The 14,688-nt window shown below is 67.5% G+C and carries 16 protein-coding genes; 6 read left to right on the forward strand and 10 right to left on the reverse strand.

From position 1 onward, the window contains the following. Positions 1-39: 39 nt before the first annotated feature. From ML01_RS26725 to ML01_RS00960, 4 genes are all read left to right on the forward strand, one after another. Positions 40-321: a hypothetical protein gene (locus ML01_RS26725; protein ID WP_216819083.1), complete on the forward strand. Its 282-nt coding sequence runs from the start codon at positions 40-42 to the stop codon at positions 319-321. A 1-nt stretch (position 322) separates the two neighbouring features. After that, positions 323-697: a type II toxin-antitoxin system PemK/MazF family toxin gene (locus ML01_RS00950; RefSeq protein ID WP_254045102.1), complete on the forward strand. Its 375-nt coding sequence runs from the start codon at positions 323-325 to the stop codon at positions 695-697. Between the two features lie 326 nt (positions 698-1,023). Next, on the forward strand, positions 1,024-1,278 hold the full coding sequence (locus tag ML01_RS00955) for a hypothetical protein (RefSeq protein WP_058553505.1): 255 nt from the start codon (positions 1,024-1,026) through the stop codon (positions 1,276-1,278). Next, the gene (locus ML01_RS00960) at positions 1,275-1,718 is read left to right on the forward strand and encodes a type II toxin-antitoxin system VapC family toxin (RefSeq protein WP_058553506.1); all 444 of its coding nucleotides are present in this window, start codon (positions 1,275-1,277) and stop codon (positions 1,716-1,718) included. The genes ML01_RS00955 and ML01_RS00960 overlap by 4 nt, the downstream gene beginning before the upstream one ends. A 318-nt stretch (positions 1,719-2,036) precedes the next feature. On the opposite strand, the gene ML01_RS28270 is transcribed toward ML01_RS00960, so the two are convergent. After that, positions 2,037-2,177, reverse strand: coding sequence for a hypothetical protein (locus tag ML01_RS28270; protein ID WP_156427485.1), 141 nt, complete (start codon positions 2,175-2,177; stop codon positions 2,037-2,039). Between the two features lie 381 nt (positions 2,178-2,558). Between ML01_RS28270 and ML01_RS00965 the strand changes: the two genes are divergently transcribed. Together ML01_RS00965 and ML01_RS00970 are read left to right on the forward strand one after the other, a co-directional pair. After that, the gene (locus ML01_RS00965) at positions 2,559-3,758 is read left to right on the forward strand and encodes an ATP-binding protein (protein ID WP_058553507.1); all 1,200 of its coding nucleotides are present in this window, start codon (positions 2,559-2,561) and stop codon (positions 3,756-3,758) included. Positions 3,759-4,277: 519 nt separating this feature from the next. After that, a complete protein-coding gene (locus ML01_RS00970; protein WP_082673820.1) occupies positions 4,278-5,135 on the forward strand; it encodes a putative nucleotide-diphospho-sugar transferase in 858 nt (285 codons plus the stop codon). Between the two features lie 55 nt (positions 5,136-5,190). On the opposite strand, the gene ML01_RS00975 is transcribed toward ML01_RS00970, so the two are convergent. The 9 genes from ML01_RS00975 to ML01_RS01015 form a co-directional block, all read right to left on the reverse strand. Next, positions 5,191-5,934, reverse strand: a complete 744-nt coding sequence (locus tag ML01_RS00975; protein ID WP_058553509.1) for a sulfotransferase family 2 domain-containing protein — start codon at positions 5,932-5,934, stop codon at positions 5,191-5,193. Between the two features lie 8 nt (positions 5,935-5,942). Continuing rightward, complete coding sequence (locus ML01_RS00980) at positions 5,943-6,902, reverse strand: sulfotransferase (protein WP_058553510.1); 960 nt, start codon at positions 6,900-6,902, stop codon at positions 5,943-5,945. Positions 6,903-6,968: 66 nt separating this feature from the next. Then, positions 6,969-8,609 carry a cyclic peptide export ABC transporter gene (locus ML01_RS00985; protein ID WP_058553511.1) on the reverse strand — a complete coding sequence of 547 codons (1,641 nt, stop codon included), beginning with the start codon at positions 8,607-8,609 and terminating at the stop codon, positions 6,969-6,971. A gap of 54 nt (positions 8,610-8,663) precedes the next feature. Then, the gene (locus tag ML01_RS00990; protein ID WP_156427486.1) at positions 8,664-9,287 is read right to left on the reverse strand and encodes a sulfotransferase family 2 domain-containing protein; all 624 of its coding nucleotides are present in this window, start codon (positions 9,285-9,287) and stop codon (positions 8,664-8,666) included. A gap of 124 nt (positions 9,288-9,411) precedes the next feature. Beyond that, positions 9,412-10,623, reverse strand: coding sequence for an L-2-hydroxyglutarate oxidase (lhgO, locus tag ML01_RS00995; RefSeq protein ID WP_058553513.1), 1,212 nt, complete (start codon positions 10,621-10,623; stop codon positions 9,412-9,414). Then, the gene (locus ML01_RS01000) at positions 10,620-11,543 is read right to left on the reverse strand and encodes a sulfotransferase domain-containing protein (protein WP_058553514.1); all 924 of its coding nucleotides are present in this window, start codon (positions 11,541-11,543) and stop codon (positions 10,620-10,622) included. Before ML01_RS01000 ends, lhgO begins: the two co-directional genes overlap by 4 nt. A gap of 4 nt (positions 11,544-11,547) precedes the next feature. Next, positions 11,548-11,799, reverse strand: coding sequence for an acyl carrier protein (locus ML01_RS01005; RefSeq protein WP_058553515.1), 252 nt, complete (start codon positions 11,797-11,799; stop codon positions 11,548-11,550). A 127-nt stretch (positions 11,800-11,926) separates the two neighbouring features. Next, positions 11,927-12,988, reverse strand: a complete 1,062-nt coding sequence (locus tag ML01_RS01010) for a hypothetical protein (protein ID WP_058553516.1) — start codon at positions 12,986-12,988, stop codon at positions 11,927-11,929. Then, positions 12,985-14,589 carry a class I adenylate-forming enzyme family protein gene (locus ML01_RS01015; protein WP_058553517.1) on the reverse strand — a complete coding sequence of 535 codons (1,605 nt, stop codon included), beginning with the start codon at positions 14,587-14,589 and terminating at the stop codon, positions 12,985-12,987. Before ML01_RS01015 ends, ML01_RS01010 begins: the two co-directional genes overlap by 4 nt. Between the last annotated feature and the right edge of the window lie 99 nt (positions 14,590-14,688).

The raw sequence follows: 14,688 nt of genomic DNA on the forward strand, positions 1-14,688 counted from the left end.
TGTAACTACAGTGTTATCACGACCGACGGACCCGCAAGCATGACCGCATCCGGCAACCTGAAGCTTGAGGCCACTATTCAGCCTTGGGGCAACAGCCTGGGGCTCCGAATCACGCGTCCCATGTGCGAGCTCGCTGGGCTGTCCCGGGGCGACAGGGTGCTCGTCGAAGTCTCCGAGCAGGGTTTGAGCGTCAGCCGCATGCCGCAGCGTAAACAACTCGATGCTCCCTTGTCCGAAGCGGAGCTGCTCGAGGGCATGACACCCTATGCCGCCCATGCCGACGAGCTATGCCCATTGCTGCCATCCGAGATCGGGGACTGACGTGGCAGCACGCTATGTTCCGCAGCGGAACGATATTGTCTGGCTCGATTTCGAGCCGACCAAGGGCAAGGAGATCGGCAAGTACCGTCCCGCGTTGGTGCTTTCCAGCGAGACATACAACGCTCGCACGGGCCTGCTCATATGCTCGCCCATCAGCACAAGCATCCGAGGGGCGAAGACCGAGGTACCGATCAACAACTTGGAGGTGCCGAGCGTGGTTGCCGCCAACCTGATCCAGACTCTGGATTGGCGGGACCGCAAGGCCAAGAAGGCCGCGGAGGCGGAGCCGGGTGTCATGGAGCAAGTGCTGCTGCGGCTGATTACGCTGATTGGGGCAGACTGCTTGCTCGACGGCCTGGGAGCGCGGCGAACCTAAATTGCTTGACGGCGGCAAATGCTTGCAGATGAGTCAAGTTTCGACGGGGGCGAACTGGCCAGGGGCGTCGGGATCGGGATCGGGATCGGTTGCCGCCCAGTTCGAATTCGATCCCGATTCGGCAACGATCCCGATAGCGATGAGCACGCCTCCTCGGTCTGAGGCGCAGCCTCGCTAGATTGCTTGATGGCGCCAAATGCTCGGCACAGCGACACGCCCGCCCGGCGCGCGCTGATCAAAGCCCGCAGCTCGCGGCGCGACAACTTGCATGCAAGGAGTGCATGCAGTACCGTCGGCGCGATCCCAACAGTTTCCGAGCTGATGCGATGGCCATGCTCACGGTGCGCCAAATCGATCGGGCCGACAAGGAATGGCTCCAGCAAGAGGCAGCGCGACAGCAGCTCTCGATGGAAGAGCTGGTTCGCCGCTTGATTCATGAGAAACGGCAACAGTCGATGGAGCAGCGCAGCCCGTCGGCAATCGTGCGGCGTCATTTTGGGCCGCAAAAAGGCATTGATTTAGGCGAGCGCCGGCGCTTCGGTTTCGATGTACCGACCTTTCAGGATACGGAAGCGCCGTGAGCGGCACTGTGTACCTGCTGGATACCAACGTGGTCTCCGAGCTGATGCGCCCCGAGCCGAGCCCCGCGGTACTTGCGTGGATCGATGCGGCTGGTATCGCCGCGCTTGCCATCTCCACGGTCAGCCGCTGGGAGATTCGCTACGGCTTGGCACTGCTGCCGAAGGGCAAGCGTCGCGATGACCTGACGTTGAGCTTCGACGGCCTGGTCGCCGAGCTGTTCGGCGCCGGCGTTCGGGATTTCACGTCGGCCGCAGCCGAGCGCTGCGCGTCGATCATGGCGCGGAAACGCGCGCTGGGCGAGCCCCTCGACGATCATCTGCCGGATGCCATGATCGCGGGCATCGCCGCCGCGACTGGACTGACGGTCGCCACGCGCAACCGAGCGGAGTTTCGCAACTGCGGCGTGGCGCTGGCATACCCCTGGGGAGATTGCGAATAGCACGGCAACGCAGACGAAGCGCAGCGTGAGTCCAGCCTCAGACGCCCGTGCTGCTGCGGCCGATTCCGCTGAGCGGGGAGAGGCGCCCGTCGCGCATCTCCACGACCCGGTCGGCGACATGGAAATAGCGGTCGTCGTGGGAGACGACGACGAGCGTGCGTCCGGCGGCGCGGAAGCGCGGTTGCTTTCCAGCGAGACATACAACGCTCGCACTGCGCCGCCTCGGCGGCGGCCACCGCTTGGCCGAGCGCGACGTACTGTAGCGCCGCGAACAGGGCAATGGACAGCAGCGCCGCCGCGATCAGCTCGGCCTTGAATTCATCGTTGGCGGCATGCGCGGCGCCGGCGTTGATGACGGACGATGAAGATTCCGTTGGCGAGTCCGGAGATGGCGGCCGCGGCCAGGATCCTGCCCCGATGGGCGCCGCTTTCCTGCACGCCGAAGCCGAGCAGGCTCATCGGACGCGCCGCCGGCACCCGCGCCAGGGCGTCAGCGTGTTGATCACATGCCGTACTCGGGAAAGCGCCCGGTCATGTGCATGATGCCCTTATCCTATCAGCCAGCGGCGTGCGCGCCGGCGCAAGCTCTGCGAAGCACAGCAAGCGGTTTCCGATTGCCAAGCGTTCCACGTGCACGGAAGTCGCAGGCAGAAGGTACGCCCAATGCAGTGCGGAAACCTCGGATGAACAAGCAGTTTGCGCGAGGCGGGTTCGCGCGACCGCCCCGCCTGCGGTGCGGCGCGGTGGTCCCCGAGCGACGGGCGCGCTTCTGCGCTAATCTCGCATGCAGGGATCGATTGCGACAATGGCTCCCACAAAGCACCCCCGACGAGGCTTGACATGGACTGGCTGGACATCCAGCAGCGGATTGAGCGTGGCGAGGACGAGCATACAGAGCTGGGTCGGTTCCGTTCTTTCGCCGAAAAGGAATGGCAGAAATCCGCCTGTGCCTTCGCGAACACCGAGGGCGGGCTGATCCTGCTGGGAGTGAGCGACGACGGCGCCATCGATGGCGTTCCAATGCACCCCGACGCGGTGCAGGAGCGGCTCGGCGACAGCCTGCGGACCGGTTTCTCGGCGCCGTTGCAGGCGCGGATCGGGAAGCATCAGGACGCTGCCGGCTGGGTGCACTGGATCGAGGTTGCCCGCATGCGCGGCTCGGAGCCGCTGCGCTATCGCGGACAGGTTTATGTGCGGCGCGGACGCTCCAACGACGAGCCGTCATCGTCGGAACTGCAAGAGCTCTACAAAGTTTTCGGGCTTGTGTTCACGGAGGAACGCATCGTCCCCGGCAGCGGTATCCAAGACATCGATCCGGCCAGTTTCCGCGGCTATTGGCGGCGCAAGGGGCTCGACCTCGACGCGGTGCCGGAGCTGAGCATCGAGACCGACCTCTTCAACCGGGAGGTGCTGGACCGCGATTTCGATGGCACGCTGCGCGCGACCCTCTACGGGCTCCTCTGTTTCGGCAAGGACCCGCAAGGCTTTCCGCCCACCCGCAACCTTTGGGTCGACCTGGTCGCTTACGCCGGCACGGACCGCGGCGACGATGTGTTGTTGTCGGGGCAGGCCCGCGGCCGACTGGACGAGCAGGTCGCACGCGCCGAGGGCTGGCTCAAGTCCCTGGGCACATGGGAGCGCTATGAGGGCCTGTACCGCGAGGACCGCTGGATCGTGCCGCTGCCGGCGTTTCGCGAGTGTGTCGTCAACGCCGTCGCGCATCGCGACTATGCCATCCTCGGCAGCCGCATCCTAGTCGAGGTCTTCGATGACCGCGTCGTCGTCATGAGCCCCGGCGGCTTGCCCAACCACAAGCGGCGCGAATCGGTGCTGGCCGGCGGCACGCCGCGCTCCAGGAATGAGGCCATGGCCAACGTCCTGTTCGATCTCGGCCTCATGGAGCAGCGCGGCAGCGGATTCCCGCGCATACGCCGGGCGATGCAGGCCTTCAACGGGACCGAGCCCCTGCTGGAGGATGATCAAGACGAGCGCTGGGTGCGGGTCACGCTCTGGCGGATGCCGCAGCACGAAGAGCAGTGATCCTGGCGCATGCCGTCCTGGCTCGGCGCTTGGTTCATGAGACACAGCAACAGTCGATGTAGCAGCCGATGTAGCAGCGCAGTCCGTGGGAACATGATCGCGGGCATCGCCGCTGCGGCCGGTCTGAGGGTGGCCACGCGCAACCGAGCGGAGTTGCGCAACTGCGGCGTGGTGCTGGCGTACCCCCGGGGAGATTGCGAATAGCACGGCAATAGACGCGGCCCCGCTACGCGGATTGCGTCTTCACCAACCCGGACCTGATCATACCCATCCTACGGCCCTGCAGCACCGCGGCCAGCAGGGCTGCAAGCTTGCCGATCACAACGGTGCGTTTCGCAATCCCAATATCCTTTGCATGCGATTCGAGGCGGCCTGTCGGATGATGCGGGGGATACTGTTCGCGAGCCCGCCGGGATTGTCGTCCGTGCGCTGCCGCCTGCGCCGCCGTTGGCTGGGCTGAGCTGCACTCCGACGAGCCCTGCCGGGCGCGACGGCTTCTCCCTAACCCAGGCCAAGCCCATGACCATGTCAGCCAACGCGAAGCCCGCTATGCAGCTCGCCGGGGCCGAAACCGAATTGACGGACGCGCTGGACGCATTGCTGCCAACCGTCGGCGCCGACGGCACTGTCATCGTGACCTTCAGCAATTTCAAGTACCTGCCGATCCTCGATAATTGGCGCCTCGCGATGAGCCGGCTCGGCATCGAGAATCTGCTGGTGGTCGCCCTCGACCAGCCGACCTACGAGCATCTGCGCAGACACGGCGTCGCCTGTCACCTGTCGCCGTGCGAGGACGACCTGTCGGCGCTGTGGCCGCAGCGGGTCGCGCTGTTCAGCCACATCCTTCAGCGCGGCTATCATCTCATTCATTCCGACGTGGATGCCGTATGGCTTAAGGACCCGCGCACGGAGCATTTCCTCGGCAGCGACGCCGATATCGTGTTCTCCCAGGCGACCCAGTGGCCGACAGATTGTTACCAAGCCTGGAGATTCACCCTCTGCTGCGGCCTGTTCTTTCTGCGCGCGACGGAAGCCGTGCGCCGCTTCATGACGGAATGGATCGCGCACGTCGCGGATTCGCGCGACGACCAGGTCTCGTTCAACCAACTCCTGCTGGCCAAGTCGGTGGTCTGGGACATCGCCGAGCCCTACAGCATCCCGACCCCCTTCGGTGTGGACATCACCTGCTCGCGCCGGAGCATTCGTGGACGGGCCGGGGCATTGAAGGTCGATGTGCTGCCGCAGCACCTGTTTCAGCGCGTGCACTTCCCCGGCGAGGATGCCTACGTGAAGCACTGCCTGTCCGGGCAGACCGCCGAGACCACGCGCGCGGGGCTGGTGGAAACGGGCTGCTGGCTGCTGCCGCCGGAGCGCTGATGCCGGTGTAGGCACGCGATCCGCTTCATCGCCGAGGAGCCGCGGCGCCTGCTCCCTACCCGCCCGCGATGCGTCGGCCGAATCCCTGTGGCCGCAATCCCGACAGATGGCCATAGATGGCATATTCATTGGCGAAGTGGGCCCGCAATCGCTCGAGAACGTCGCCATCCAACGCGTCCATGATCGCCTCCGTGCTGCCGCCCCCGCGGTGCGCGGGCTGATAGTGCTCATCGATGAAGGACCTCGGAATACCACAAGGGCCGAACAAGTCGTGCAGCGCCTCGGGCAGCTCGCGCAGCGGTCGGCAGAAGTAGATCGATTCCCTGTGCTGTTGCAAGGTCTCGACGTTCTCGAAATGGAAAGCGTAATTCCGGCGCACATGCGATATGCTTTGTGCAGCAAATAATGCCGCCGACTTCAGACGCTCATCGTCGGACACCAAGGCGACCAGAAAGTCCCGGGCATTCTCGAAATAGGCAAACGCGATCGCCTCCTCCGGCGCCCACATGCTGGAGAAGGTCGGCCGACCCTGCCGCAGCCGACTTTGAAAACCGGATATGATGCGCGCGATCGGGTCGCGCACGAAGAAGCCAATCCGGATGTTGGGATGCTCGCGGCGGATCACCGGCAGACGCGCGTCATGGCCGAACAGCCGGGGTGGGCGGTAGCCATGATCCTCGCACAACTGGATCAGATGAACGACGGATGTGCCGGCGGTCTTGCCGATGTGCAGAAAGCCGAAAGCCTCGCTGCGGTTGGCGTTCGCTCCGGCGGTCTGCGTGAATGGTGCTTGCTTCATGAAACCTGCTAGGCTCCGGATAGATGCAGCGTCGGGGCCGGTCTGATTGCGGCCCCCGCGGCGGTCATGGCAGCGGGTGTCATGGCGCTGTCGATCCAGGTCTCGGCATAGCTGCCGAGCCTTCGTGCCAGCCGCTCGGTCATGGCGCCGTACCTGTCATTGAGATAGTCCCTGATCCGCGGGCTCATCGCATGCGCCGGCGAGGCATTGACGCGGGTGCGGTTGTCGATGGTGGCGGGATCGGGCGGCGGGACGCCGAGAAAGGCGGTGATGTCCGCGAGCAGACCCGCCGGGTCGGCCTGTATGGCGTCGTAGAAGCAGATCAGTAGCCGTGACGGGTTGAAGACGCCGAGATAGTTGCCGAGGGTGCGCTCGTAATCCCCGCGCAGCACGATGCCGGGCTCGTCCACCAGCGAGATCACGGCCGCATCGCAGCCGAGGTCGATCTTGGGTAGCCCGAGGCTGGCCCGGAACCGCACCGCGGACCAGGCCCGTTCAATCGGGTTGCGTATGAAATAGATCAGCTTCATGTCCGGATTGACCGCCTTGATGCGGGCAATGTCGGCTGCTTCCAGGATCGAGTAGGAGGGCGTGATCTCGCCGCAGGCGGTAAAGGATCGCCGCGGGAAGAGCCGGGCGTACCAGCGCTCCGTGTAGATGCCGAAGGTCCAGTTGAGCCACCAACCGGCCTCCCGCAACGCGCCGGCACGGACCAGGGTCAAGACCTGCTTGGCATTGTCCCGGCTGCGCCGGCGCTCCCAGGTGTGCGGGCCGAAGAATCGGGCCCATGGATCGCGCCGGGCGAGCGCATTGGAGCTCAAATAGTGGGGTGCGCGGTCGAAGAAGTTCAGCTCCTTGACCGGCGGCACCCAGATGTCCGGATGCTTGGCCAATTGGTGGTGCAGCCAAGTAGTGCCGGCCTTGGTCGCGCCAATGCCGAGAAAGGTCGGTGTCGCAGTCCGGTTCATGCCATGTGGGTTCCAGGCAGCAGGAGAGACGTTGATGGTGTGCGCCGCGGCTTTTGCGTTCCGGCTTCAGTGCGCCAGCGGGGCGAGGCCGCCGTCGCGCATCGTGAGCACGCGGTCGGCAACGTGGAAATACCGGTCGTCGTGGGAGACGACGACGAGCGTGCGCCCACCGGCGCGAAAGCGCGGCAGCAGCTCTTCGTAGAGACGCCGGCGAAAGGCCGGGTCCTGGTCCGCCGCGGGCTCGTCGAAGACGCAGATGGGCCGGTTCTTGAGCATCGCGGCGGCGATGGCGAGGCGCTTTTTCTGGCCGGTGGAGAGGTCCAGCCGGTCGAAGCCCCGGTCCGTGTAATGGGTCTTGTCGGCGATGTCGAGCTCGGCGAGCCAGTGGTTGACGACGGCCGGGTCCAGGCTCGGCATGCCGTAGAGCCGCCGGAACAGGTGGAAGTCGGTGAAGACGGTCGCGAACAGGGCGCGATAGCGCCCCAGGTCCCGGGTGCCGACCCTCCGGCCGTCCAGCACCAGCTCGCCCTGGTCCGGTGGATAGAGGCCGGTCAGCAGCTTGAGCAGCGTCGACTTGCCCGCGCCGTTGCCGCCGACGATGAACAGCAGCTCGCCGGCGCGCAGATCGAGATCGACGGGGCCGACCGCGAAGAGCGGCTGGCCGTCCTGGTCCAGGTAGCGGAAGTGCACGGCGCGCAGCTCGATCCGCTCGAAACCCGGCGCCGCATCGCGCACGGCTACTGTGGCAGGTCCGGGCGGTCCGTCCGCCGGGTCGGCGGCCTGGTCCACCTCCTGCTCCAGTGCCTCGATCCTGGCCAGTGCCGCGTCGATGCGGGCGAGCAACGGCGCTGCGTTGACCAGGGCCCCGAGCGGAGCATTCATGAACAGGATGGTCGCGGTGACCTTGTGCACCGTCTCGCTGGCCTCCGGCGTCAGCGATGGGATCACGAACACGCCCGCAAAGACCACCAGCACCGGCACGGCATAGCCGTAGGCGATGCTGCGCGCGAGCCCCGTGCTGGCGTCGAGCTTGAGCCGGAAGGCGGCATTGGTGCCGCGGCGGATCTCCGTGAACAGCGCATCGTTCTCCGGGCGGTTCAGCTTGAGCTCCTTGAAGCCCGCGAGCAGCCCGGCAAAGCGTTCGAAGAAGCGGGCATCCGCGGCGGCAGCGCTGCCCAGCTCGCCGCGAGCCTGCTGCCGGCGGCGCAGCACCAGCGGAATCAGCGCGGCGTAGATCAGGAGCGCAAGCAGGAAGGTGCCCGGCGACAGCCAGGCCAGGTAGAGCGCCGCAAAGGCGACCACGAGTAGGCCCTGCGCCGCCGCCGCCAGCGTCAGCGCGCCCTGGGAGATCAGCCCGGCGTCCTCGCTCAGCGGCAGGAACTCGCTCAAATCCCCGTGCGCCTCGATGAACCGCAGCCGGCAGCGGGGCACCTTGCCGATGATCCGCAGGCGCACCCGCAGCAGCGCCGCCTCGGCGGCGGCCACCGCTTGGCCGAGTGCGACATACTGCAGCGCCGCGAACAGGGCAATGGACAGGAGCGCCGCCGCGATGAGCTCGGCCTTGAATTCATCGTTGGCGGCATGCGCGGCGCCGGCGTTGATGACCGCGATGAAGACCCCATTGGCGAGCCCGGACAGGGCGGCCGCGGACAGGATTTTGACCCGGTCGGCGCCGCTTTCCTGCACGACGAAGCCGAGCAGGCTCATCGACGACCCACCATACCCGCGTGTTGGGGCATCAGCATTGGTAGCGCTCGACGCTCAAAAGGTGTAGCCGAAATGAGCGATATCGCGGGCATGCCATTGCGCGACCAGCGCGCGGGTCTCGTCGTCGTAGGCGTCCCGATAGTCGTTGCTTGAGGGGGTGACGTTGTGCTTCGGCAGCGCCAGCGGTGCGCCTAGGGCTTCGCAGACCTTCGCGAAATCCGCATCCAGGTGCTCAAAGCGACCGATGAAGTCCACCGCGATCTCGCCGTCGAGCGTGACCCAGTCGAGCTGATTGGTCAAATGCCGCCCGAAGATCGCGCGGTCGACACCGAACAGGAAGCGGTTGGGCACTGCATAGGCGTCGGCACACTGGAGCAGCCAATCGCGGAAGCTGCACTGGGCAAAGGCGAACATCTCCGGCAGCTTGTGGATCATCACATGGCGCTGGAAGCGGTATTGGGAATAGATGCGGTCCCAGGGATTTCTGACGAAGGTGAACTTGTAGAAATGCGGGAAGTGATCCGGGTAGTTGGCGCGGTACCAGTCGAGGGTGTGATGCTTGATGTCGAAATAGCCTCCGTCGCCGGGTCGCGTGTCGGCCTTGAAGGCATCTTGCACACTGGTGCTGGCGGCCTTCGAGACGCGGACGAAGATGCATTGGTGCCGCATCGACAGCATGGTCTTGTCTCCACGGTTGCGGTTTTTGCCGATGCCGCGGCTGTACTGCGGCACCGGGTCTTGAAAGCGATGCCGTCGGTCGCGCAGCTGCTCTGGAGCCCCGCCGCGAGCGGCAGTGCCGCCATCAGGCACCGCCCCGCATCGCCTCGACCCGATTCGCCAAATAACGGGCGATGGCGAGGCTCGCGGTTGCGGCCGGCGAGGGTGCGTTCAGCACGTGCAGCGTCCGCGGCGCTTCCATGATGCAGAAATCATCCACGGGGCTGCCGTCCGCGGCGACGGCCTGGGCGCGCACGCCGGCGCCGTTGGGCTCCAGGTCTTCGGGCTCGAGCGCCGGGATCAGCCGCCGCAGGGCTGCGACGAAAGCGCGCTTGCTGAGCGAGCGGTGGATCTCGCCGAGCCCCATGCGCCAGTGGCGCAGCGCGAGCCGCCGGAAGCCCGGGTAGGCCAGCGTCTCGGCGAGGTCCCGCGCAGAGATCCGGCCCCAACTGTAGCCCTGCCGGGCGAGCGCCGGCACGGCGTTGGGGCCGGCCTCGACACCGCCCCGGGCCATGCGCGTGAAGTGCACGCCCAGGAACGGAAAGCGCGGGTCCGGCACCGGGTAGATGAGGTTCCGCACCAGCCCCTCGCGTGCTCGCGCGAGCCGATAGTACTCGCCGCGGAAGGGCACGATCTGCAACGCGGGCTGGAGCCCGCACAGCCTTGCGATGCGGTCGGCGTAGAGGCCGGCGCAGTTGATCAGGTGGCGCGCCTCGATCTCCCCGTCGCGCCAGTGGAGCACGCAGGCGCGCGCGCGTTGCTTGATGCGGGTGACCCGGGCGCCGAGGGTCAGGCTGCCGCCCTGCCCCTGAAACAACTCGGCGAGCTTGGCCGCGACTTGGCGGAAGTCGACGATGCCGGTCTGCGGCACCCAGAGCCCGGCGATGCCGGCGACGGCGGGCTCATGCTCGCCAAGCTCCTCCGCGCACAGGCGCCTGAGCCCGGCGAGCCCGTTGGCGCGACCGCGGCGCTCCAGCTCGTCGAGGCGCGGCAGCTCTTCCGGTGCAGTGGCGACCACCAGCTTGCCGCAGCGCTCGTGGTGAATGCCGTGCTCGGCGCAGAAGCGGTACAGGCGCTCGCGGCCGTCGGTGCAGTTCTGCGCCTTGAGCGAGCCCGGCCGGTAGTAGAGCCCGGAATGGATGACGCCGCTGTTGTGGCCCGTCTGATGCGCGCCCGGGCGGTCCTCGGCCTCCAGCACCGTGACCCGCCCAAGTCCGCGCTCGGCCAGCTCGCGCGCGGTGGCGAGGCCGACGATGCCACCGCCGATGACGGCGATGTCGCAGGTGCCGGCGCTCATGCAGGCTGCGCCTCTCGCGCCAGGGTGTCCCGAAGCACCGGGTAGGACGCGATGCCGAGCGGCGCTTCGATGTCTTCGCGCCAGCGCTGCGCCAGCCGCTCCAGCACCGCCGCCGGCAGCTCCATGCCCCCGTCGCCGGCCCGCCCGGTGCGGACTTTGGTGGCGCGTGCGGGCGGCAGGCGCATCAGGTCCATGAAAGCGGTCAGCGTCGGCTGATCGTCGAACTGTCGTGCGTGCGCGCGCATGAAGTCGAAACCGGCCTGGCGGGTGGCCAGGTCGAGCAGCGCGGCGTCGGCGGCGATGCCGCAGAAGGCGGCAATGCGCGCGACGGCGCCGCGCAGGTCGTGCCGCAGGTCCTCGTAGCACAGGAACAGCACATCGGCGTGGTGGCGCACCGGCCACCAGGCACGCAGATGGTCCCAGTAGCGCGGGACCGGCCCCTCGCGCAGAAAGTACGCCTCGGCAAAGGCGGCGATGTCCACCGCGTCCGGCTCGAACATGACCCCGCGCATGAAGCGGTAGGCCGATACCAAGGCGTCTTGTGGGTCACGGACGATGAACAGCTTGCGGCCGGCGTCCGGCAGCCGGTTCCGGGTCAGATGGGTCTTGAAGGCCCGCGGCGTTGCCACCTGCGGTGCGTTCAGATCGATGCCGAGCATGGGCGCGGTCTCGATCCAGGGCACCACCAGCGAGATCTCCTCGAAGTCCATCGCGCCGCCGCTGCGCAGTCCGTGCACGATCTGCTGCAGCCAGGTGGTGCCGCACTTCGGGCAGCTCGCGATCAGCACATCGTCCGGACGGACGCGAAAGCCGGGGGGCGCCGCGGGCGGCTCGTCCGGCCCCTCCGCGAGCAGCGCCAGGAACGCCTCGACGCTGTCCGGACGCGGACGGCGGACAACGGTGGGCGGCGGCTGCGACATCGGCTCAGCCGGCCTTGCCGGCGATGAAACCGGCCAGCGAGCGCACGCTGACGAAATGCTCCGGCACGATGTCGCCCGGGTCGATGCTGATCCCGTGGTCGGTCTCCAGATGGCCGATGGTGCGCATGATGGCGAGCGAGTCCATGACGCCGTCCGCGATCAGGTCGGTGTCGTCGTCGAAGCCCGCCGGCGGGTTGCCGTCGAACAGGTTGTCGAGAATCCAGGTGCGCAGGCGTGCAGCGAGGTCGTTGGTCATGTCGAATCGCCGAAAGAATGCTGTTCAGAGGGGTCCCGACGGGCCGGGCATGTCATTCGATCACTGCCGATGCGCACGGCGGTGCTTGCCGAGACCGCAACGGGGCGCACGTGGTCGCGTCTGCGCTTCACGCCGGCAGCCGCTCGGCAAGGTAATCGGCGATCTGCTCGTTGGCGGTGTCGGTCGTGTGCACGTAATCGACGAAGCAGAAGCCGCGGTAATCGACTTGGCTCAGGTCCACGCAGGGCACGCCGAGAGCCTCGCAATTGCGGCGAAGCGCGTCGATGTAGTCCGGCAACCCGGGTATGACATAGGGCTCGAAGATATCCTTCCACATCGGCATCCGGTGCAGCGCGGCATGCAGCGCCACCTCGTCCGGCTCGAGCACGGGCTTGGCGAGGCAGGAGACCGGCTGCAGCGCATACAGCAGATGGGTGCCAGGATTCAGCGCGCGGCGCAACAGGCGCAAGTCGCGGAAGTGGTGCTGCACCGCCAGATCATGGCGCTCCCGCACCTCCGCGGCACTCCATTGCTGCTTCGGCACGGCGTGCGCGGCGGCATGCCGGGCCAGGCGCTCGCGGGCCAGCTCCACGTCTGCACTGGTGTCCTGCTGATGCAGGGCACTCAGCTGGCGGACGGGCGTCTGGCTGGTTCCGAGGTACAGATGCTGGGAAAAGAACGCGCCGTAAAGGTCGTAGTCCCGGGTGTGCTCCAAGTAGTGCTGCACATTGCCGATGCCGCTGATGATCACCACCAGCTCCGCCTGATCCAGAAACGGAATGCCCGCAATGGTCTCCTGCAGCGAGCTGGCGCCGGCAAGCCCCAGGTTCAGGAAGCTGTAGGGCGTCTTGGCGCTCAAATAGGAAGGGATCGTGGCCGCATCCCCGGAGCAGCACCAGCCGAGCAGGAAGGAGTTGCCGAGCGCGAGGGCGCGGCGCGGACGCGCAAGCCAGGTCCGGCTGTCAACGATGCCATGGGGATCGTGGGTGACGCGGTAGCCATAGGCGTCCGCGCGGATAGTGCCGGTGTCCATGCCCGGCCGCAACGCGCAGTTGACATAGGGCGCCAGCACATAGTCGGCGCCCGGATAGGCGATGATATGCGGCATGGTCGCCAGCAGCTTGCGCCCCCGGCGGCCCAGGCCGCGGTCGCCGGCGGCGTCGTCCCCCGGGGTCGGATCGGCGCTCATGGGCGGGCCTGTGCGTGGCGGCTCGTGCGGGCGGAGGGCGCGCTCATGCCGTCCTGCGCCGGCGGACGCTCGCCTCGGCGCAGCAGCTTGCCGCTCGCGGTGCGCGGCAGCGCGGCGACGATGCGAAAGCGCTGCGGGACCTTGTAGGGTGCGAGCAGCTCGCGGCAGTGGGCCTCCAGCGCCGCGGGGTCCGGCTGTGCGGTGACTGCCGGCGCCAGCACCAGGTCCGCGTGCGGCTGCTCGCCGTCGCGCGGGTGCGACACGCCATAAACGCACGCCTCGCTGATGCCGGGATGCTGCTCCAGCACGCGCTCGACCTCCTGCGGGAAAAACTTCATGCCGCCGACGCTGATCAGATCCTTCGCACGGCCCACCAGGGTCAGGTAGCCGTCGGCATCGAGCCGGCCCAAGTCGCCGGTGGCGAGCCAGCCGCCGCGCGCGGCCAAGATCTCGGCGCGCGGGCGCCAGGGGTCATAGTACGCATCGAGCAGGCCCGGGCCTTGCAGCAGCACCTCGCCCGTGGGCGTGTCGGACGCCTCGGGATCGGCCTCCGCGGTGGGGACCAGCTTCAGCGTGTAGGCCGGCAGCAGCCGCCCGACCGAGCCCTCGTGCGCGCGGGCGCCGTCGTGATTGATCGCCGGCAGGCCGATCTCGATGATGCCGTAGGTCTCGTTCAGCCCCCGGCCGAAGCGCGCGCGGAAGCGCTCCGCCAGCTCCGGGCGCAGCCGCGCTGTGGTCACCACCGCGAGCCGCAGGCTGTCCGGCAGCCGCGCGTCGGCGTCGTGGGTCATCAGGTCGTAGTGGGTCGGCGAGCCGTAGATCAGCGTCCCGCGGTGGTCGTCGGCAGCCTTGAGAATACTCACGCCGAAGGCGTTGGCCGGCAGCACGATGGCGGCGCCATAGCTGAGATAGGCAACAATGGACACCGCGAAGTGGTAGGCCATGGACAACAGCCACACCACGCGATCCTCAGGGCCGATGGCCATCACCGCGTTGGCGGCGGCGATGCGCGCGCGGATGGTGGCATGGGACAGCACCACGCCCTTGGCCGCGCCGGTGGTGCCGGACGTGAAGCGGATGAAGGCCGGGTGCAGGTCAGCGAGCCCCGGCGGCGGCTCGCGCAAGCGGGTGTCGGTGAGGTACAGCGCCTGCTCCGGCAGCTCGCCGCCGACCCGCGCCGCGGCGCCGTCGAGCAGCTCGGCGTGCCCGCGCTGCCCGCTGATGATGCCGTCGAGGGCGATGCAGCGGGGGATCAGCCGCTTCTCGGCGCCGGCGAGCTCGGTGGGGATCGGCGTCACGCAGGCGCCGCAGGCCCAGATGGCGTAGGTGTAGGCGATGTAGGCGGCGCCGCTCGGATAGTGCAGGCCGATGTTCATGCCCGGCCGCACGCCGGCGTCGGCCAGGGCCGCGGCCAAACCCTGGACGCGGATCGCCAGCGCTGCATAGGTCTCGATCGGCTCCGGGCGCGGCCCAAGGATAGCCGGGTGCCCCGGCTGCGCCGCGGCGCGCGCAAAGAAGTCGTCGGCCAGGCTCTTGGTTGGCTCGGCGCGTGGCTCGGCGCGTGGCTCGGCGCATGGCTCGAACGGCGTAGCTGCGGTCATGCCGCGAGACCCCTCGGACGCTCGGGATAGGATTGGCGGCAGTCTAGCAACGGCAGCACGGCCCCCACGGGCGCAGCCTTGCCGCTCGCAAAGTGATCC

Source organism: Thiohalocapsa sp. ML1, from assembly GCF_001469165.1.
Classification (GTDB): Bacteria; Pseudomonadota; Gammaproteobacteria; order Chromatiales; family Chromatiaceae; genus Thiohalocapsa.

Coding starts and splice junctions, on each gene's coding strand:
- ML01_RS01000 (WP_058553514.1), bottom strand. CDS start 11,543: ATGTCGCAGCCGCCGCCCACCGTTGTCCGCCGTCCGCGTCCGGACAGC.
- ML01_RS00970 (WP_082673820.1), top strand. CDS start 4,278: ATGACCATGTCAGCCAACGCGAAGCCCGCTATGCAGCTCGCCGGGGCC.
- ML01_RS00980 (WP_058553510.1), bottom strand. CDS start 6,902: ATGAACCGGACTGCGACACCGACCTTTCTCGGCATTGGCGCGACCAAG.
- lhgO (WP_058553513.1), bottom strand. CDS start 10,623: ATGAGCGCCGGCACCTGCGACATCGCCGTCATCGGCGGTGGCATCGTC.
- ML01_RS01005 (WP_058553515.1), bottom strand. CDS start 11,799: ATGACCAACGACCTCGCTGCACGCCTGCGCACCTGGATTCTCGACAAC.
- ML01_RS00955 (WP_058553505.1), top strand. CDS start 1,024: ATGGCCATGCTCACGGTGCGCCAAATCGATCGGGCCGACAAGGAATGG.
- ML01_RS01015 (WP_058553517.1), bottom strand. CDS start 14,589: ATGACCGCAGCTACGCCGTTCGAGCCATGCGCCGAGCCACGCGCCGAG.
- ML01_RS26725 (WP_216819083.1), top strand. CDS start 40: ATGACCGCATCCGGCAACCTGAAGCTTGAGGCCACTATTCAGCCTTGG.
- ML01_RS00975 (WP_058553509.1), bottom strand. CDS start 5,934: ATGAAGCAAGCACCATTCACGCAGACCGCCGGAGCGAACGCCAACCGC.
- ML01_RS00990 (WP_156427486.1), bottom strand. CDS start 9,287: ATGCTGTCGATGCGGCACCAATGCATCTTCGTCCGCGTCTCGAAGGCC.
- ML01_RS00965 (WP_058553507.1), top strand. CDS start 2,559: ATGGACTGGCTGGACATCCAGCAGCGGATTGAGCGTGGCGAGGACGAG.
- ML01_RS00985 (WP_058553511.1), bottom strand. CDS start 8,609: ATGAGCCTGCTCGGCTTCGTCGTGCAGGAAAGCGGCGCCGACCGGGTC.
- ML01_RS28270 (WP_156427485.1), bottom strand. CDS start 2,177: ATGAGCCTGCTCGGCTTCGGCGTGCAGGAAAGCGGCGCCCATCGGGGC.
- ML01_RS01010 (WP_058553516.1), bottom strand. CDS start 12,988: ATGAGCGCCGATCCGACCCCGGGGGACGACGCCGCCGGCGACCGCGGC.